The 16,513-nt window shown below is 51.3% G+C and carries 10 protein-coding genes, 2 tRNA genes and 3 rRNA genes; 9 read left to right on the top strand and 6 right to left on the bottom strand.

From position 1 onward, the window contains the following. Positions 1-338 precede the first annotated feature (338 nt). Genes AB8Q18_01555 through AB8Q18_01540 form a run of 4 tightly spaced genes read left to right on the top strand, consistent with a single transcriptional unit; the run spans position 339 to position 3,340 of the window. Positions 339-1,031, top strand: coding sequence for an amino acid ABC transporter permease (locus AB8Q18_01555; protein XDZ51758.1), 693 nt, complete (start codon positions 339-341; stop codon positions 1,029-1,031). Continuing rightward, positions 1,012-1,701, top strand: coding sequence for an amino acid ABC transporter permease (locus tag AB8Q18_01550; protein XDZ51757.1), 690 nt, complete (start codon positions 1,012-1,014; stop codon positions 1,699-1,701). Before AB8Q18_01555 ends, AB8Q18_01550 begins: the two co-directional genes overlap by 20 nt. Then, positions 1,698-2,441: an amino acid ABC transporter ATP-binding protein gene (locus AB8Q18_01545; protein ID XDZ51756.1), complete on the top strand. Its 744-nt coding sequence runs from the start codon at positions 1,698-1,700 to the stop codon at positions 2,439-2,441. Before AB8Q18_01550 ends, AB8Q18_01545 begins: the two co-directional genes overlap by 4 nt. 29 nt (positions 2,442-2,470) lie before the next feature. Beyond that, complete coding sequence (locus tag AB8Q18_01540; GenBank protein XDZ51755.1) at positions 2,471-3,340, top strand: cysteine ABC transporter substrate-binding protein; 870 nt, start codon at positions 2,471-2,473, stop codon at positions 3,338-3,340. Between the two features lie 63 nt (positions 3,341-3,403). On the opposite strand, the gene AB8Q18_01535 is transcribed toward AB8Q18_01540, so the two are convergent. Beyond that, complete coding sequence (locus AB8Q18_01535; GenBank protein ID XDZ51754.1) at positions 3,404-4,747, bottom strand: CitMHS family transporter; 1,344 nt, start codon at positions 4,745-4,747, stop codon at positions 3,404-3,406. Between the two features lie 550 nt (positions 4,748-5,297). On the opposite strand from AB8Q18_01535, the gene AB8Q18_01530 reads away from it, so the two are divergent. From AB8Q18_01530 to AB8Q18_01510, 5 genes are all read left to right on the top strand, one after another. After that, positions 5,298-6,977, top strand: coding sequence for a carbon starvation protein A (locus tag AB8Q18_01530; GenBank protein XDZ51753.1), 1,680 nt, complete (start codon positions 5,298-5,300; stop codon positions 6,975-6,977). After that, positions 6,974-7,252: a cory-CC-star protein gene (locus tag AB8Q18_01525; protein XDZ51752.1), complete on the top strand. Its 279-nt coding sequence runs from the start codon at positions 6,974-6,976 to the stop codon at positions 7,250-7,252. The genes AB8Q18_01530 and AB8Q18_01525 overlap by 4 nt, the downstream gene beginning before the upstream one ends. Next, positions 7,252-8,262: an ArsA family ATPase gene (locus AB8Q18_01520; protein XDZ51751.1), complete on the top strand. Its 1,011-nt coding sequence runs from the start codon at positions 7,252-7,254 to the stop codon at positions 8,260-8,262. Before AB8Q18_01525 ends, AB8Q18_01520 begins: the two co-directional genes overlap by 1 nt. A gap of 111 nt (positions 8,263-8,373) precedes the next feature. Further along, the gene (locus AB8Q18_01515) at positions 8,374-9,000 is read left to right on the top strand and encodes a hypothetical protein (protein ID XDZ51750.1); all 627 of its coding nucleotides are present in this window, start codon (positions 8,374-8,376) and stop codon (positions 8,998-9,000) included. Positions 9,001-9,025: 25 nt separating this feature from the next. Then, on the top strand, positions 9,026-10,120 hold the full coding sequence (locus AB8Q18_01510; GenBank protein XDZ51749.1) for a metal-dependent hydrolase: 1,095 nt from the start codon (positions 9,026-9,028) through the stop codon (positions 10,118-10,120). Positions 10,121-10,997: 877 nt separating this feature from the next. On the opposite strand, the gene rrf is transcribed toward AB8Q18_01510, so the two are convergent. The 5 genes from rrf to AB8Q18_01485 all read right to left on the bottom strand — a co-directional run bounded on the left by rrf (position 10,998) and on the right by AB8Q18_01485 (position 16,409). Beyond that, positions 10,998-11,110, bottom strand: a 5S ribosomal RNA gene (gene rrf / locus AB8Q18_01505). 151 nt (positions 11,111-11,261) lie between these two features. Beyond that, positions 11,262-14,159, bottom strand: a 23S ribosomal RNA gene (locus AB8Q18_01500). Between the two features lie 423 nt (positions 14,160-14,582). Then, a tRNA-Ala gene (locus tag AB8Q18_01495) sits at positions 14,583-14,658 on the bottom strand. Positions 14,659-14,692: 34 nt separating this feature from the next. Beyond that, a tRNA-Ile gene (locus AB8Q18_01490) sits at positions 14,693-14,769 on the bottom strand. Positions 14,770-14,865: 96 nt separating this feature from the next. Then, positions 14,866-16,409 (bottom strand): 16S ribosomal RNA (locus tag AB8Q18_01485). The 16S, 23S and 5S rRNA genes sit together here with 2 tRNA genes alongside, the layout of an rRNA operon. Positions 16,410-16,513: the final 104 nt, after the last annotated feature.

Here is a 16,513-nt window from a genome sequence, read left to right as displayed (position 1 = left end):
TCTTCACAGCTGTGGGTATAGAAAAAACCTTATTGTTTTTTAAGGCGCATCAGTATGCCATACCCTACCCCCAGCATAGCACTTTTATGAACATAAACCCTTAATATCACAACAACATTTCCCCTATTTGGCCACATCGCTCGACTTTCGCTTAAAGATGGGTGAGAAATCAGCCCGTTACCGCACGAGACAAGGGGGCCTTATTACAACACTTATCCACCCCCAATCCAAGCGCATAAACCGCAATCAAAACCAAAGCACCGCTGGTTATATTCATATAGCCAAACAATCGTTGCCCAAGCACAGGCGCTATGGTTAACTCGCAGCAAGACCAATAGATGAATTTAGTGACTAACCCCATGCTGGCTGGACTCGACTGGGCCTACATTGCCCAAACCTTACCGCTGTATCAACAGGCCCTCCTGCTGACCTTTAACATCGCCCTCGTGGGCATTGCCTGCGCCTTAATCATTGGCGCAGCCTGTAGCGTGATTGTGCACTACAAAATCAAAGGCCTAAGCCCCATCGTGGCGGCCTACGTTGCCCTGTTTCGCAATACGCCCTTACTCATCCAGCTGTTTTTTATGTTTTACGCCCTGCCTAAAATCGGCCTCAAGCTAAGCCCTGAACTCATTGCCGTGATCGGCCTAGCCCTTCTGGGTGGCAGCTATATGGCGGAAGCGTTTAAAGGCGGCATTGCTGCCGTAGCCAAAAGCCAGCAAGAAGCCGGCCTAGCCATCGGCCTAAATCGCTGGCAGCTGATGCGCTATGTCGTCCTGCCTCAAGCTTTGAGCTACAGCGTGCCCGCCATTGGTGCCAACTGCATTTTTTTACTGAAAGAAACCTCACTTTTCAGCGTCATTGCCGTCATGGACTTAATGAACGTGACTCGTTCCCAAATTGGCATGTTTTACCAAACCAATGAAGCCCTCTTCATGCTGGTGCTGGCCTATGCCATTTTGCTGATCCCCCTGTCTTGGCTGCTTAGCCTGTTAGAAAGAAAGGTGCGTCATGCAGAATTTGGGCATTGATATTTTATTGAACCCCAACCACCTCTTGCGCCTGGCTGAAGGCCTATGGGTCACGATCAGAGTGGCTTTAATTGCCATCGCCTGTAGCTGTCTATTGGGCACGCTGTTTGGCGTCATCCGCACCCATTCTTCACCAGTGATCAAGTGGATTTTTAGGCTGTATTTAGAATGTTTTCGCATCATTCCGATTTTGGTGTGGCTGTATTTACTGTATTACGTTTTAGCCGCTGACTTTGACATCAACCTCGACGCCTATGCCGTGTCCATCATCGTGTTTAGCCTATGGGGCGCAGCCGAAATGAGCGACATTGTGCGCGGCGCCTTGATCTCGCTACCCAAACACCAAACCGAGTCAGGCCTAGCCATTGGTCTAAGCCAAACCCAGCTGTTCCGCTATGTCTTGCTGCCACAAGCCCTCAGCCACGTCTTACCCGCCGCCATTAACCTGTCGGCGCGCATGATCATGACCACGTCGCTGCTGTTTACCCTAGGCGTCGTCGAAGTGATTAAGGTTGGCCAGCAAATCATCGAATCTGCCAGCCTCAGCAACCCATTGGCGTCGGTTTGGATTTACGGCTTTATCTTTTGTTTATATTTTGTGGTCTGCTATCCCTTAGCCAAAGTCGCCCAACGGCTGAACCACGCACACACCCCAGAAAGCAGTACATGAGTGAGTCACACCCCTTATTAAGCATTCAAGATGTCCACAAATCGTTTCAACACAATCCAGTGCTGCGCGGCATCAGCCTCGAGGTTCAAGCCGGCGAAGTGGTCGTCATCCTCGGGCCTTCTGGCTGCGGCAAATCAACGCTATTGCGCTGCTTAAACGGCCTAGAAAACCTAGATAGCGGCACCGTCAGCCTCAAGCAACAGGTCTTAAATCATCCTAAGACCGACTGGGCCACCGTGCGCCAAAAAATTGGCATGGTATTCCAAAGCTACGATTTATTTCCCAATATGACGGTTTTGGAGAATATTTTATTGGGCCCAACCAAAGTCCAGAAGCGCCCGCGTGAAGAAGCCCTGGCCCAAGCCCTGATGCTGTTACAACGGGTGGGCCTCAGCCACAAGCAAGATGCCTACCCACGCACGCTATCGGGCGGCCAAAAGCAACGCATCGCCATTGTTCGGGCGCTGTGCATGAATCCAGAAGTCATGCTGTTTGACGAAGTCACCGCCTCACTCGACCCAGAAATGGTGCGCGAAGTTTTAGACGTCATTCTCGGGCTAGCCAAAGAAGGCATGACCATGCTGCTGGTCACCCACGAACTGAATTTCGCCCGTAAGGTGGCCGACCGCATTGTTTTTCTAGATCAGGGCCAGATTGCAGAAGAAGCCGCGCCCAGTGATTTTTTTAACCACCCTAAAACCGAACGTGCCCAGCAGTTTTTAAACGTTTTTGATTTTTGATTGTTCACATTCAACGCAAAGGAAACGAAATGACTCACCTCCCTTTTGGCCGCCTCTTGGCCACCGGCCTCTTATCTTTAGCTTTATTAGGCTGCAACGCCCAAACAGAAACCGCCACAGACTCGGCACCGACAACCGAAGCGAGCGATGGCCTACAGGCCATTAAAGACCGCGGCGTCTTAAAAATTGCCGTTTTCAGCGACAAGCCCCCGTTTGGCTACATCGATGAGCAAGGCAACAACCAAGGTTACGACATTGCCCTTGGCAAACGCCTAGCCAAAGACCTTTTAGGCGATGAAAGCAAAGTCGAATTTGTGCTGACCGAAGCCCAAAACCGCGTCGACGTTTTGAAATCAAATAAGGTAGACATCACCTTAGCCAATTTTACCCAAACCCCAGAGCGTGAAGCCCAGGTGGATTTTGCCCTACCCTATATGAAAACCGCCATTGGCTTGGTGTCGCCTAAAAGCGCGCCGATTACCGACGTAGCCCAACTAGAAGGCAAAGCGCTGTTGGTCAATAAAGGCACCACGGCCGAAATCTACTTCGCCAAAAACCACGCCAGCGTGGAACAGCTGAAGCTCGACCACAACACCGAAGCGTTTAATGCACTCAAAGATGGCCGTGCCGCCGCTCTTGCCCACGACAACACCTTGCTATACGCCTGGGTAAAAGAGAACCCAACGTTCGCCGTCAGCATCAACCAAATCGGCGCCAACGACTTCATCGCCCCTGCGGTTAAAAAAGGCAACACAGCCTTGTTAAACTGGCTCAATGACGAAATCACCCAGCTTAAAAACGAACGCTTCTTCCATCAAGCCTATGAGCAAACCATCGCCCCATTCTACGGCGAAGGCATCAATCCTGATAATATTGTGATTGAAGAACCCGCTCAATAAGCCAGGCCCATCACGATGGCTGCCGTCTAGCAGCCATCGATTTCAACCTCTGATCCAATCACCTTAAATCACGCCCATCAGCACGCTGATCGCCAACAGCACCAGCGACACGCCCCAGATCCAAAAAAATGAATAGCGAATGTGGACGCCCATCGACAGCCGCGCCAACCCCAAACCCAACCACAGCGCTGGCGAAAACGGTGAGATAAACGTGCCCACAATGCTGCCCAACAGCATGGCATAGGCCGCAGAAGCCGCCGACACCCCTACCTGAGCCGTGATTTCATGCACCACCGGAAACAGGGCAAAATAATAGGCATCCGTACTCAACACCAGCTCCAACGGCGTGCCCAAAAAGCCAATCACCAAATGTAAATAAGGCAATAAAGCCTGCGGCAACACGTCGACTAACGCCAGAGCAATGCTATTGAGCATCCCGCTCTCGCGCAAAATACCCAAGAACGTGCCCGCCGCCAAAATGATGCTGGCCATCATGATTGCCCCACCGGCATGGGCCTGAATCCGCGCTAGCTGCATAGCTGGCTTAGGGTAGTTCAATAATAAAGCCACCGACAGCGCCAACATAAATACATAGCCCGGCGGCAGCCAACCCGCAAACAGCACCACCAAGGTCAAGACGAATATCGCAAAATTAAACCATAAGAGCTTGGGCCGCAGCAGCGCCTCGGTGGCCGCATCCAGCGCAATCCGCTCCGTACTGGGCTGTTCTGGCGATGTTTGTGACGCTAAGGTATCCGCCTCTTCTCGCGTCACCAGCTGACCGTGGGCCTTAATGATGCGCCGCTGCTCCCGTTTGCCTAGGCCAAACGCCAACAGGCACAGCAAGATCAAGCCAAATATCTGAATGCCGATCAGCGGCCGCCACAGCGCCACCACGTCTACTTCCAATACCGAAGCCAAACGCCCTAAGGGGCCACCCCAAGGCAGAATATTCACCACCCCGGCACTGGCCGCCAGCAATAAAAACAATAAATAAGGGCTCATTTTTAAGCGCTGATACAAAGGTAAAAGCGGTGGCACAATCAATAAAAACGTCGACGCGCCGGCCCCATCTAACTGGGCAATCGCCGACACCAGCACCGTGCCCACCGCCACCGCCACCACGTTGCCACGCGTGACCGTGACTAAAAAATGAATCATGGGTCGAAAAAGACCCACGTCGTTCATCACCCCAAAAAATAGAATGGCAAATACAAATAAAATCACCACTTGCAGCACCGAGCGTGTACCCGACTGGTAGAAGTCAGCCAGCTCCGACGGGCCAAAGCCAGCCAACAGCGCCCCCACAAACGGAATCACAATCAAACTGATGACGGGCGACAGCCTCTCCGTCATCAGTAAGACCACGATCACCAAAATAATCCCTAAGCCTATGGCAGTTAACATCCTCATCCTCCCTTTAAATAAAGTTTCTATAGAAGTCCTAAAGCCACTCTACTCAAGCGCGCCAGCCACAATAAAAGCCCTGTTGTGTCTGGATTAACCCAAAAGCCGAGCCGCTGCGCCTTCATAAAACATCAATGCCCACCGAAGTGGGCATTGATGCAGCAACCTGTACGCAGGCGCTTATGAGCACTAACATGCTACTCTCTCTAAAGTAGCCTAACCTTCTACAATAGAGCGATTTTATTATGACATTAGGCTAATTTATTTAGCAAGCAGCATTCATGCCAATTAATGGCCCCATCGCCTTGAGCCAAAGTTTTTTTAAACAAACCAGAGCAACGCCAACAGGCCAGTAAATACATGCCATCAGCCGCATTTTAGCGCCAGCTACTGCGCCGTACACAAACGATTAATAAAAAATTAATCGATATAAAATACAACACTTTAGCCAAAACAAACGCCTATTTAACCGCAACCCATTCATCCATCTTGATCGCCCTAAACCATTACGCCATACTAAATGACAATCAAATAAAAAAAGGGGAGCATCATGAGCGCAATCGTCTTAGCCCTATTGGGCCTTGGCGGCATGGCCATCGGCTTTATCTGGTATGCCCGTTTTATCGCCACTAAAATTTTTAAGCTAGACAATCATCGCCCCACCCCAGCCCACACTATGGAAGACGGCGTTGACTATGTACCGACCAATAAATGGATTTTATGGGGCCACCACTTCACTTCAGTCGCCGGCGCAGCACCCATTGTCGGGCCGGCCATTGCCGTCATTTGGGGCTGGGTACCGGCTTTTTTATGGGTCGTCTTCGGCACCATCTTTTTTGCCGGCGTACACGATATGGGCGCTATTTGGGCCAGCGTGCGCAATAAGGCTAAATCAGTCGGGGCCCTTACCGAAGACGTCGTCAGCAAACGAGCCCGTACTTTATTCATGATCGTCATTTTCTTATTGTTATTGATGGTCAATGCTGTGTTTGGCGTCGTCATTGCCCGCCTACTCATCAACACCCCTTCGGCGGTGGTCCCCGTCTGGGGCGCCATCGTGGTGGCCCTCCTCATTGGCCAAGCCATCTATCGCTTCAAATGGTCGCTGCCGCTGGTCTCTCTCGTCGGCGTGATTGCTTTATACGCCCTAATTTACGTCGGCCCAACGGTACCCATTGCCCTACCCAGTACGGTTTTTGGCCTCACCGATTCAGCCGCTTGGCTACTGCTGCTGTTCGCCTATGCCGCCGTCGCATCCCTGTTACCGGTATGGGTTTTATTACAGCCGCGTGACTACATCAATGGCCTTCAGCTCTTTGTTGGCCTCATCTTGCTGTATGCCGCCATCGCCTTCAGCAGCCCAAGCATTGTGGCCCCAGCCTTCAACACCAACCTGCCCCCGGGCACGCCGTCCCTGTTGCCCCTGCTCTTTGTCACCATCGCCTGTGGCGCCATTTCTGGCTTTCATGGCCTCGTTGCCTCCGGCACCACGTCTAAACAGCTCAATAAAGAACACGACATGCGGCTGGTCGGCTATTTCGGGGCTGTGGGCGAAGGCGCTTTAGCCTTGGCCACCATCATTGCCGTCAGCGCAGGCTTTGCCACCCTAGCAGAATGGGAAGCCATTTACAGCCAGTTTGGCAACGGCGGCGTAGCAGCTTTCATCAGCGGTGGCGCCACCATTCTCAACAATGGCACCGGCATCAGCGTTGCCGTGTCCACCACCATGTTGACCGTCATGGCGGCACTTTTTGCCGGTACCACCATGGACACTGGCCTGCGGTTACAGCGCTATATCTTTCAAGAATGGGGCCAAATCTACCAGATCAGCTGGCTGGGTCGTCCTCTTGTAGCCACCTTGCTGTCGGTCATCAGCTGCCTCATTTTGGCCTTTGGTGCAGGCGGCGCCAGCGGAACCGGGGGCTTAAGCATTTGGCCTTTATTCGGCACCACCAACCAGCTGCTGGCGGGCTTAACCTTGTTAATCATCGCCGTCATGCTGCTGCGCCAAAAAACCCCCATTCGCTATGTCGTCATCCCTTTATGCTTTTTGCTCACCATGACGCTGGCCGCCCTATTACTACAGCTGTACACGTTTTACCAAGCGGGTAACTGGTTCTTATTGGTATTGGATATTGTGGTATTGATTGCGGCGATTTTTGTGGCTTTAGAGTCCGTCTCCGTCCTACGCCACCTCCGTCAAACCACCACCAAAGGACCGTCATCATGACCACCTCACTGCAACGTTTAAAACAATGGCAAAAACAGATGAACCAACAGGCTCACAACTATTACCATGCGCCCTACCGGGCTACTTTCGCCCGCGCCATACGCGATGAAGAGGACTTCTTCATGCTGTTGGTGTTCTCAGAAACCATGGGACTGCCCAATCCTGTTAGTCTGTATACGCTCGAACTGCAAGCCATTTTATTGCCACGCTTTCATCGATGGCATCAGCGCATGAACATGCCCCGCTCACCCTTCGATCATTTTCGGTGCTGCTAATGGCTTTAATGCGGCTACAGCCCTTATTGTGCTCAAAGCGGCTGCTACTCATTGGCGGCAAAGGTGGCGTGGGCAAAACTACCTTGTCCACCGCTTTGGCCCTCGGCGCAGTGGCGCTCGGTCGACGCGTATTATTGATTTCCACCGACCCTGCACATAGCTTAAGCGACCTTTTACTTCACCCCATCGGCCATGAGGCCGCCCACATCATGCCCAACTTCAGCGCGCTGGAGCTAGACCCCGCCATAGAAGTCGATGCCTACCTCACCCGAACCTTGGCGCAGATGAGCCGATACGTGCACCCCGATCAACGCTCCATCCTGCAGCAACAGCTTGATCTTGCTCGCCAAGCCCCCGGCGCCGAGGAGGCCGCGCTCTTAGAGCGGCTGTGCACCCTCATTCAAGAAGGCCTGGCCCAATATGATTTGATTATTTTAGACACCGCACCAACAGGGCATACCCTACGCTTATTAAGCCTGCCAGAGATCATGGCAACCTGGACAGAAGGCCTTTTAGGCCACCAGCAGCGTGCCCAACACCTCAACAGCGTCATCAGCCATTTAAGCCCAAAAAGCCCCCAGCCTCACCCTCAATATAATGATCAGCCCAGCGCTGCCGCACCCGCCATCGACAGCCAAATCGCCCAAACCTTAGCCGTGCGCCAAACCCTGTTTCGAAACAGCCGCAGGCTATTGAGCGATCCAGAGCAAAGCGGCTTTATCTTTGCCCTAACCCCTGAGCGCTTGCCCATCCTCGAAACAGAACGGGCGTGGCAAACCCTCATGGCTCACCACATCCCCACTCTTGGCCTACTCATCAATCGAGTATTGCCCCAACACCTTGGCAACAACGACTTTTGGCGCGGCCAACTGGTCCAGCAGCGGCTTCACCTACAAGACATTACGGCGCGCCTAGGCGCTTTACCCCAGCGCCAAATTCCTTGGCAAGCCCACCCCATTCTCGGCCTCGAGGCCCTCGCCGCTTTTGGCCAAACACTGCTTGAAACCTAAAAGCGGGCGCAAAAAGATAAAAACATCGGCTAGAAGTGAACTCTGGCGACAAAGACATATCTATATGACATAAAAATATCCAGCCAATCCATCACGTTTAGGAGTCTTCCCATGCCGTCATTAATCTCGATAAAACCATATCCGTTCAAATCCATCACCAGCGTGCTGGTTCTGACCTTACTCGCTTCAATCAGTCCTCTAGCCCTAGCCAATAACGCCTTAAAGAATCAGCTAGTGCCCCCGGCCTACACGCTAAAAAATGAACGCACCGTGTCTTACAATAATGGTCGCGCTCAGCTAAGCCGTTATGAACGCGCCGATGGCCGTAACACTGGCCTCCACGGTGAGCACGTTAGCCTGTTAATCGACCCTCAGGGGCAGTTAAAAGGATATATTAAGAAAGACCAGTCACAGCTTCAAGGCAACCTACCCAGCCAAGAAGAGGCGCGCACCATCGCCGTCGCCTTTGTGCGCCAATATGCGCCCTCCTTATTGAATGGTTTTCGGCACGATGGGGTCAGCCGTGAAACGGAAGCGCTACAACGAGGCACCGCCACAGTTCAAATTCCTTATTTAAGGGTTAAAATGCGCAGCAGCGATGACCTTTGGTTTTGGGTCTTCGTAGGCAATGACCGCCAAGCCATGGCGTTTGAACGTGATCTTGGCTGGGATTATCTGCGCTTTCGTCGCTCAACCGAACAATGGTTACTCGACGCCCAACGGCCCCACAATAGCTAACGTTTAATCACATGAGGCCACTCCTATGGATTCACTCACCCACTTAGCCTTAAGCGGTTCTATTGTGGCGGCCATTGTGCCCCAAAGACATCGCCGTGCAGGTATGCTTGCTGGCATGGCCTTAGGCACGCTGCCAGACCTCGATGTCTTGCTCGTCAACGCACTCACCAGTAACCCCATCCTGCAAATGGCTGATCACCGCGGCTTCAGTCATTCTTTATTGATCATGCCGCTCGTCCTCGTACTCATTTGGTGGATCTGCCATCAAAGAGGCCACCGAGTGGCACAGGCGCCCATGCGCTGGTTCTGGGCCATCCAACTGGCCCTCATCAGCCATCTACTCCTGGACGCCCTAACCATCTACGGTACTCAATTATGGTGGCCCTTAAAGCCCCATCCCACCAGCTGGGCCAGCATTTTCATCATCGACCCTATCTATACGCTATGCTTATTAATCCCCTGTCTCATGGCCTGGTTTGCCCCACGCCAGAACTGGAGCCATACCGCCGTCAGCATTGGCTTAGCCTTAAGCCTAGGCTATTTAGGCTGGTCGTTAATCGCCAAGCATCAGGTTGAACAGGCGGCTCAGGCCAGCCTCAACCGCTTAAACCTAGCGGATGCGCCACGCTTTTCCAATCCACTGCCCTTCAATACTCTGCTCTGGCGAGTCGGCGTCCTCACGCCTGACGGCTACTTACTGGGGGATTATTCCCTCATCGCCGATGATGGCCACATTGATTTTCAGGCCTATCCTTCGGAACATCAGGCCTTAGCAGCCGTCAACCACTTCCCTAATGTCGCCACGCTCAACTGGTTCAACCAAGGCTTTATGCGGGCTCAGATACACAATGAGCAGCTCATCCTCTCAGACCTACGCATGGGCCTAGAACCCGAATACACCTTCAACTTTATTGTCGCCCAACGCCAAAACGGCCAGTGGCATGAGCGCCGCCCTGTCCAAGCCAGCGCCACCTATCGATCACTCGTTACCGAAGGTACGTTCACCCAAGCGTTACAGCGGCTATGGCAACGCATTTGGCGCTCACAGCCAGGCGTGTTTAACGCCCCGCCCGTTGCCAGCGAGGCAGCGATAGCCATCAGCAGTGACGAAGGGTTGTGAATAAAATAACGAAGCCCTACAGTATTCACTCTGTCAGAGCTTCAAAATGGCTATCCGAGATGGGCTGTGGGTGGAGCCCTGTGGATAAGATAAATATGTGAGTAAATTATTAAATATTTATAGTGTATTGAAGTTATAAACTATGCCCATATACTATGATTGAGGAATGTTCCTCGATCAACTTAATAAGGATTAACTAAATGCCTCTTAAACCTGGTCCAAAACCGATTGCCAAATCAACTGGTAAACCCGATCAACGCCGTCGTGATAATAAAAACACTCCTGGTAATACTCCAGCCCTAAAACCGAGTAAGAACTCACGGTAATAGAACAAGCCTATAAGCATGGATATACATGACTATAGGCTTTTTTATATCTATAATATATTTATCAGCTACGAACAGCGACACCTAGCGTAGCTTGCCCTCCATAGCCCATAGCAGCACAGCCATGAGTCGCCAGACGTCAGACGCAACAAAGCCCACCGTCAGGTGGGCTTTGCTTTAGGTGTATGGGGTAAGACTGTGCCTATCGGCTCAACGCGTGGGTCACGACCCACCCTACCAGCCGCACGGCCACGCGTAGGGTGGGTAAAGCACAGCCTACCCACCATGACTTATAGCGGCACAGCCATAAATCACCAGCTACTAGATGCAACAAAGCCCACCGTTAGGTGGGCTTTGCTTTGGGTGTACGGGGTAAGACTGTGCGCTTCGGCAGGGCTCAAGGCCATCACACGGTGGACCAGTACAGAGTGGGCACCATCGGTGGGCACGCTGCGCTTTGCGCCACCCTACGGTATGGGCACCACCCTACGGTTGTGCAGTACCAATAAAATAAGCCCTGTTGCAATCGCAACAGGGCTTAAGTATGGGGAGTTTGGCGGTGACCTACTTTCACATGGGCATCCACACTATCATCGGCGCTAAGTCGTTTCACTGTCCTGTTCGGGATGGGAAGGAGTGGTACCAACTTGCTATGGCCGCCAAACAAAAAACGGTAACAAATTAAAAGCCTAATCAATTTAGTCGATTTTATCGTATCAATATATAAGGTGATGTATCGGGTAATATACACACATACAGCCTGTAAGCTTCATCTGAATTCTTCACTTATGTCTTACACAAGTTCTTCAAATGATAGAGTCAAGCCTCACGAGCAATTAGTATCAGTTAGCTCCACACATTACTGTGCTTCCACACCTGACCTATCAACGTCCTGGTCTAGAACGACTCTTTAGGAGGGTTAAACCCTCAGGGAAATCTCATCTTCAGGAGAGTTTCGTGCTTATATGCTTTCAGCACTTATCTCGTCCGAACTTAGCTACCCGGCGATGCGACTGGCGTCACAACCGGTACACCAGAGGTTCGTCCACTCCGGTCCTCTCGTACTAGGAGCAGCCCCTGTCAAATTTCCAACGCCCACTGCAGATAGGGACCAAACTGTCTCACGACGTTTTAAACCCAGCTCACGTACCACTTTAAATGGCGAACAGCCATACCCTTGGGACCGACTACAGCCCCAGGATGTGATGAGCCGACATCGAGGTGCCAAACTCCGCCGTCGATATGAACTCTTGGGCGGAATCAGCCTGTTATCCCCGGAGTACCTTTTATCCGTTGAGCGATGGCCCTTCCATACAGAACCACCGGATCACTATGTCCTGCTTTCGCACCTGCTCGACTTGTCGGTCTCGCAGTTAAGCTACCTTTTGCCATTGCACTATCAGCACGATTTCCGACCGTACCTAGGTAACCTTCGAACTCCTCCGTTACTCTTTGGGAGGAGACCGCCCCAGTCAAACTGCCTACCATACACGGTCCCCGATCCGGATAACGGACCTGGGTTAGAACCTCAAAGGGGTCAGGGTGGTATTTCAAGGACGGCTCCACCAACACTAGCGTGCTGGTTTCATAGCCTCCCACCTATCCTACACAAACCACTTCAAAGTCCAATGTAAAGCTACAGTAAAGGTTCACGGGGTCTTTCCGTCTAGCAGCGGGTAGATTGCATCTTCACAACCACTTCAACTTCGCTGAGTCTCAGGAGGAGACAGTGTGGCCATCGTTACGCCATTCGTGCGGGTCGGAACTTACCCGACAAGGAATTTCGCTACCTTAGGACCGTTATAGTTACGGCCGCCGTTTACTGGGGCTTCAATCCAGAGCTTGCACCCCTTCATTTAACCTTCCAGCACCGGGCAGGCGTCACACCGTATACGTCCACTTTCGTGTTGGCACAGTGCTGTGTTTTTAATAAACAGTCGCAGCCACCTATTCTCTGCGGCCTCTGTCAGCTCATTGCGCAAGCAAATCACCAACAAAGGCATACCTTCTCCCGAAGTTACGGTATCAATTTGCCGAGTTCCTTCTCCTGAGTTCTCTCAAGCACCTTAGAATTCTCATCCTGCCCACCTGTGTCGGTTTGCGGTACGGTTTTATATTAGCTGAAGCTTAGTGGCTTTTCCTGGAAGCGTGGTATGAGTCACTTCAGATCCGTAGATCCTCGTTATCACTTCTCGGCGTTAAAGAAGGGCGGATTTGCCTACCCTTCACGCCTACCGGCTTGAACAAACTATTCCAACAGTTTGCTGACCTAACCTTCTCCGTCCCCACATCGCACTAATATAAAGTACAGGAATATTAACCTGTTTCCCATCGACTACGCATCTCTGCCTCGCCTTAGGGGCCGACTCACCCTACGCCGATTAACGTTGCGTAGGAAACCTTGGGCTTTCGGTGTGCGGGCTTTTCACCCGCATTATCGCTACTCATGTCAACATTCGCACTTCTGATACCTCCAGCAGACTTCTCAATCCACCTTCAACGGCCTACAGAACGCTCCTCTACCATATGCACAATAAATTGTGTCATATCCGCAGCTTCGGTTATCAATTTGAGCCCCGTTACATCTTCCGCGCAGGACGACTCGACCAGTGAGCTATTACGCTTTCTTTAAATGATGGCTGCTTCTAAGCCAACATCCTGGCTGTCTAAGCCTTCCCACTTCGTTTACCACTTAATTGATCATTTGGGACCTTAGCTGGCGGTCTGGGTTGTTTCCCTTTCGACAATGGACGTTAGCACCCACTGTCTGTCTCCCAAGCTCGTACTTTCTGGTATTCTGAGTTTGCCATGGGTTGGTAAGTCGCAATGACCCCCTAGCCATAACAGTGCTTTACCCCCAGAAGTAATACTTGAGGCACTACCTAAATAGTTTTCGAGGAGAACCAGCTATCTCCGAGTTTGTTTAGCCTTTCACCCCTATCCACAGCTCATCCCCTAATTTTGCAACATTAGTGGGTTCGGACCTCCAGTGCGTGTTACCGCACCTTCATCCTGGCCATGGATAGATCACTCGGTTTCGGGTCTACACCCAGCAACTAGACGCCCTATTAAGACTCGGTTTCCCTACGCCTCCCCTATACGGTTAAGCTCGCTACTGAATGTAAGTCGTTGACCCATTATACAAAAGGTACGCAGTCACGGAACAAGTCCGCTCCCACTGTTTGTATGCATCAGGTTTCAGGTTCTATTTCACTCCCCTCCCGGGGTTCTTTTCGCCTTTCCCTCACGGTACTGGTTCACTATCGGTCGATTACGAGTATTTAGCCTTGGAGGATGGTCCCCCCATGTTCAGACAGGATTTCTCGTGTCCCGCCCTACTTGTCGTACGCTTAGTAAGCATGATGTGTTTTCGGATACGGGGCTATCACCCACTATGGCCAACCTTTCCAGGTTGTTCTCCTAACACACTATGTATCACGTACAGGCTGATCCGCGTTCGCTCGCCACTACTTACGGAATCTCGGTTGATTTCTTTTCCTCTGGGTACTTAGATGGTTCAGTTCTCCAGGTTCGCTTCACATGACCTATGTATTCAGTCATGGATACCATGATCACTCATGGTGGGTTTCCCCATTCGGACATCGTGGGATCAAAGCTCTATTGCCAGCTCCCCCACGCTTTTCGCAGGCTTACACGTCCTTCATCGCCTGTAATCGCCAAGGCATCCACCTGATGCACTTATTCACTTGACTCTATCATTTCAAGAACCTATTGACTTTGCTTGCTTTGGGGGTTGACGCCCCTCCACTTGCTTAAGTTTCTACTCTGACAAAGCTTACTGCTGTTGTGTGTATCTCATACGCCTTTTGTTAGTTTCGTATGAGCTACTTCGATACAATCACCCAATATATATTTTTGATTTCGTGTTGCCGCTAACTCAGTATAAATACTAGCTAGCTAACGTGACGAAATCGGTAAAACTAACATTGATTGATTTCGGCTTCTAATTTGTTAAAGATCGATGCGTTGTCTGCTTAAGTTTCCGATGAATCGGAGACTAAGAGACGGTGCAAATTAAATTGAGTTGCGCATTATAAGCTTTTTACAAAGCTTGTCAATCGCATTCACGATTTAATTTGAACCGTCGGGTTCGTTTGCAAAGTTAAGTCAATCAGTGGTGGAGGCAAACGGGATCGAACCGATGACCCCCTGCTTGCAAAGCAGGTGCTCTACCAACTGAGCTATGCCCCCTCTTTGGGGTTGATACCCTATGATTCCTAATGATTGGTGGGTCTGGGAGGACTTGAACCTCCGACCCCACGCTTATCAAGCGTGTGCTCTAACCAGCTGAGCTACAAACCCTTAGGTCTCGTTAAAGTGTCTTAACTTTACGCATCTTTTACTTACAGATTCCCGATAAGTGTGAGTACTTCTTTGCCCCACTTTTTATTTCTCTAGAAAGGAGGTGATCCAGCCGCAGGTTCCCCTACGGCTACCTTGTTACGACTTCACCCCAGTCATGAAGCATACCGTGGTAAGCGGATTCCTTACGGTTATCCTACCCACTTCTGGTATCCCCCACTCCCATGGTGTGACGGGCGGTGTGTACAAGACCCGGGAACGTATTCACCGCGACATTCTGATCCGCGATTACTAGCGATTCCGACTTCACGCACTCGAGTTGCAGAGTGCGATCCGGACTACGATCGGCTTTAAGAGATTGGCTCCACCTCGCGGCTTGGCTACCCTCTGTACCGACCATTGTATGACGTGTGAAGCCCTAGCCATAAGGGCCATGAGGACTTGACGTCATCCCCACCTTCCTCCGGTTTGTCACCGGCAGTCTCATTAGAGTGCTCAACTAAATGGTAGCAACTAATGACAAGGGTTGCGCTCGTTGCGGGACTTAACCCAACATCTCACGACACGAGCTGACGACAGCCATGCAGCACCTGTGTTACGGTTCCCGAAGGCACATCCAACTTTCATCGGACTTCCGTACATGTCAAGGCTAGGTAAGGTTCTTCGCGTTGCATCGAATTAATCCACATCATCCACCGCTTGTGCGGGTCCCCGTCAATTCCTTTGAGTTTTAATCTTGCGACCGTACTCCCCAGGCGGACAATTTCACGCGTTAGCTACGCTACCAAGGACTTTTAATTCCCCAACAGCTAATTGTCATCGTTTAGGGCGTGGACTACCAGGGTATCTAATCCTGTTTGCTACCCACGCTTTCGAGTATGAGCGTCAGTGTTATCCCAGGGGGCTGCCTTCGCCATCGGTATTCCTCCACATCTCTACGCATTTCACTGCTACACGTGGAATTCTACCCCCCTCTGACACACTCTAGCTTGCCAGTTCTAAACGCAATTCCCAGGTTGAGCCCGGGGCTTTCACATCTAGCTTAACAAACCGCCTGCACTCGCTTTACGCCCAGTAATTCCGATTAACGCTTGCACCCTACGTATTACCGCGGCTGCTGGCACGTAGTTAGCCGGTGCTTATTCTTTAGGTACTGTCATGACTACAGGGTATTAACCTATAGCTTTTCCTCCCTAACAAAAGTACTTTACAACCCTAAGGCCTTCTTCATACACGCGGCATGGCTGGATCAGGCTTTCGCCCATTGTCCAAAATTCCCCACTGCTGCCTCCCGTAGGAGTCTGGGCCGTGTCTCAGTCCCAGTGTGGCGGATCATCCTCTCAGACCCGCTACTGATCGTTGCCTTGGTAGGCTTTTACCCCACCAACTAGCTAATCAGATATCGGCCGCTCAAATAACGCAAGGTCCGAAGATCCCCTGCTTTCCTCCGTAGAGCGTATGCGGTATTAGCCATCCTTTCGGATAGTTATCCCCCATTACTTGGCACGTTCCGATATATTACTCACCCGTTCGCCACTCGTCGGCAGAAGAAGCAAGCTTCTTCCCCGCTACCGTTCGACTTGCATGTGTAAAGCATGCCGCCAGCGTTCAATCTGAGCCAGGATCAAACTCTTATGTTTAATCTCTAAGCTATTACTAATTCTGGTCTGCTTTCTCAAATTCATTAACGAGATATTTCTATCTCATACATAAATCTTAAATTGCAGTGTGAGGCTCGAAGCAC

Source organism: Neisseriaceae bacterium CLB008 (assembly GCA_041228285.1).
Lineage (GTDB): Bacteria > Pseudomonadota > Gammaproteobacteria > Burkholderiales > Neisseriaceae > JAGNPU01.
The sequence above is the reverse complement of the archived record's forward strand: the minus strand, read 5'-3'. Positions and strand labels throughout refer to the sequence as shown.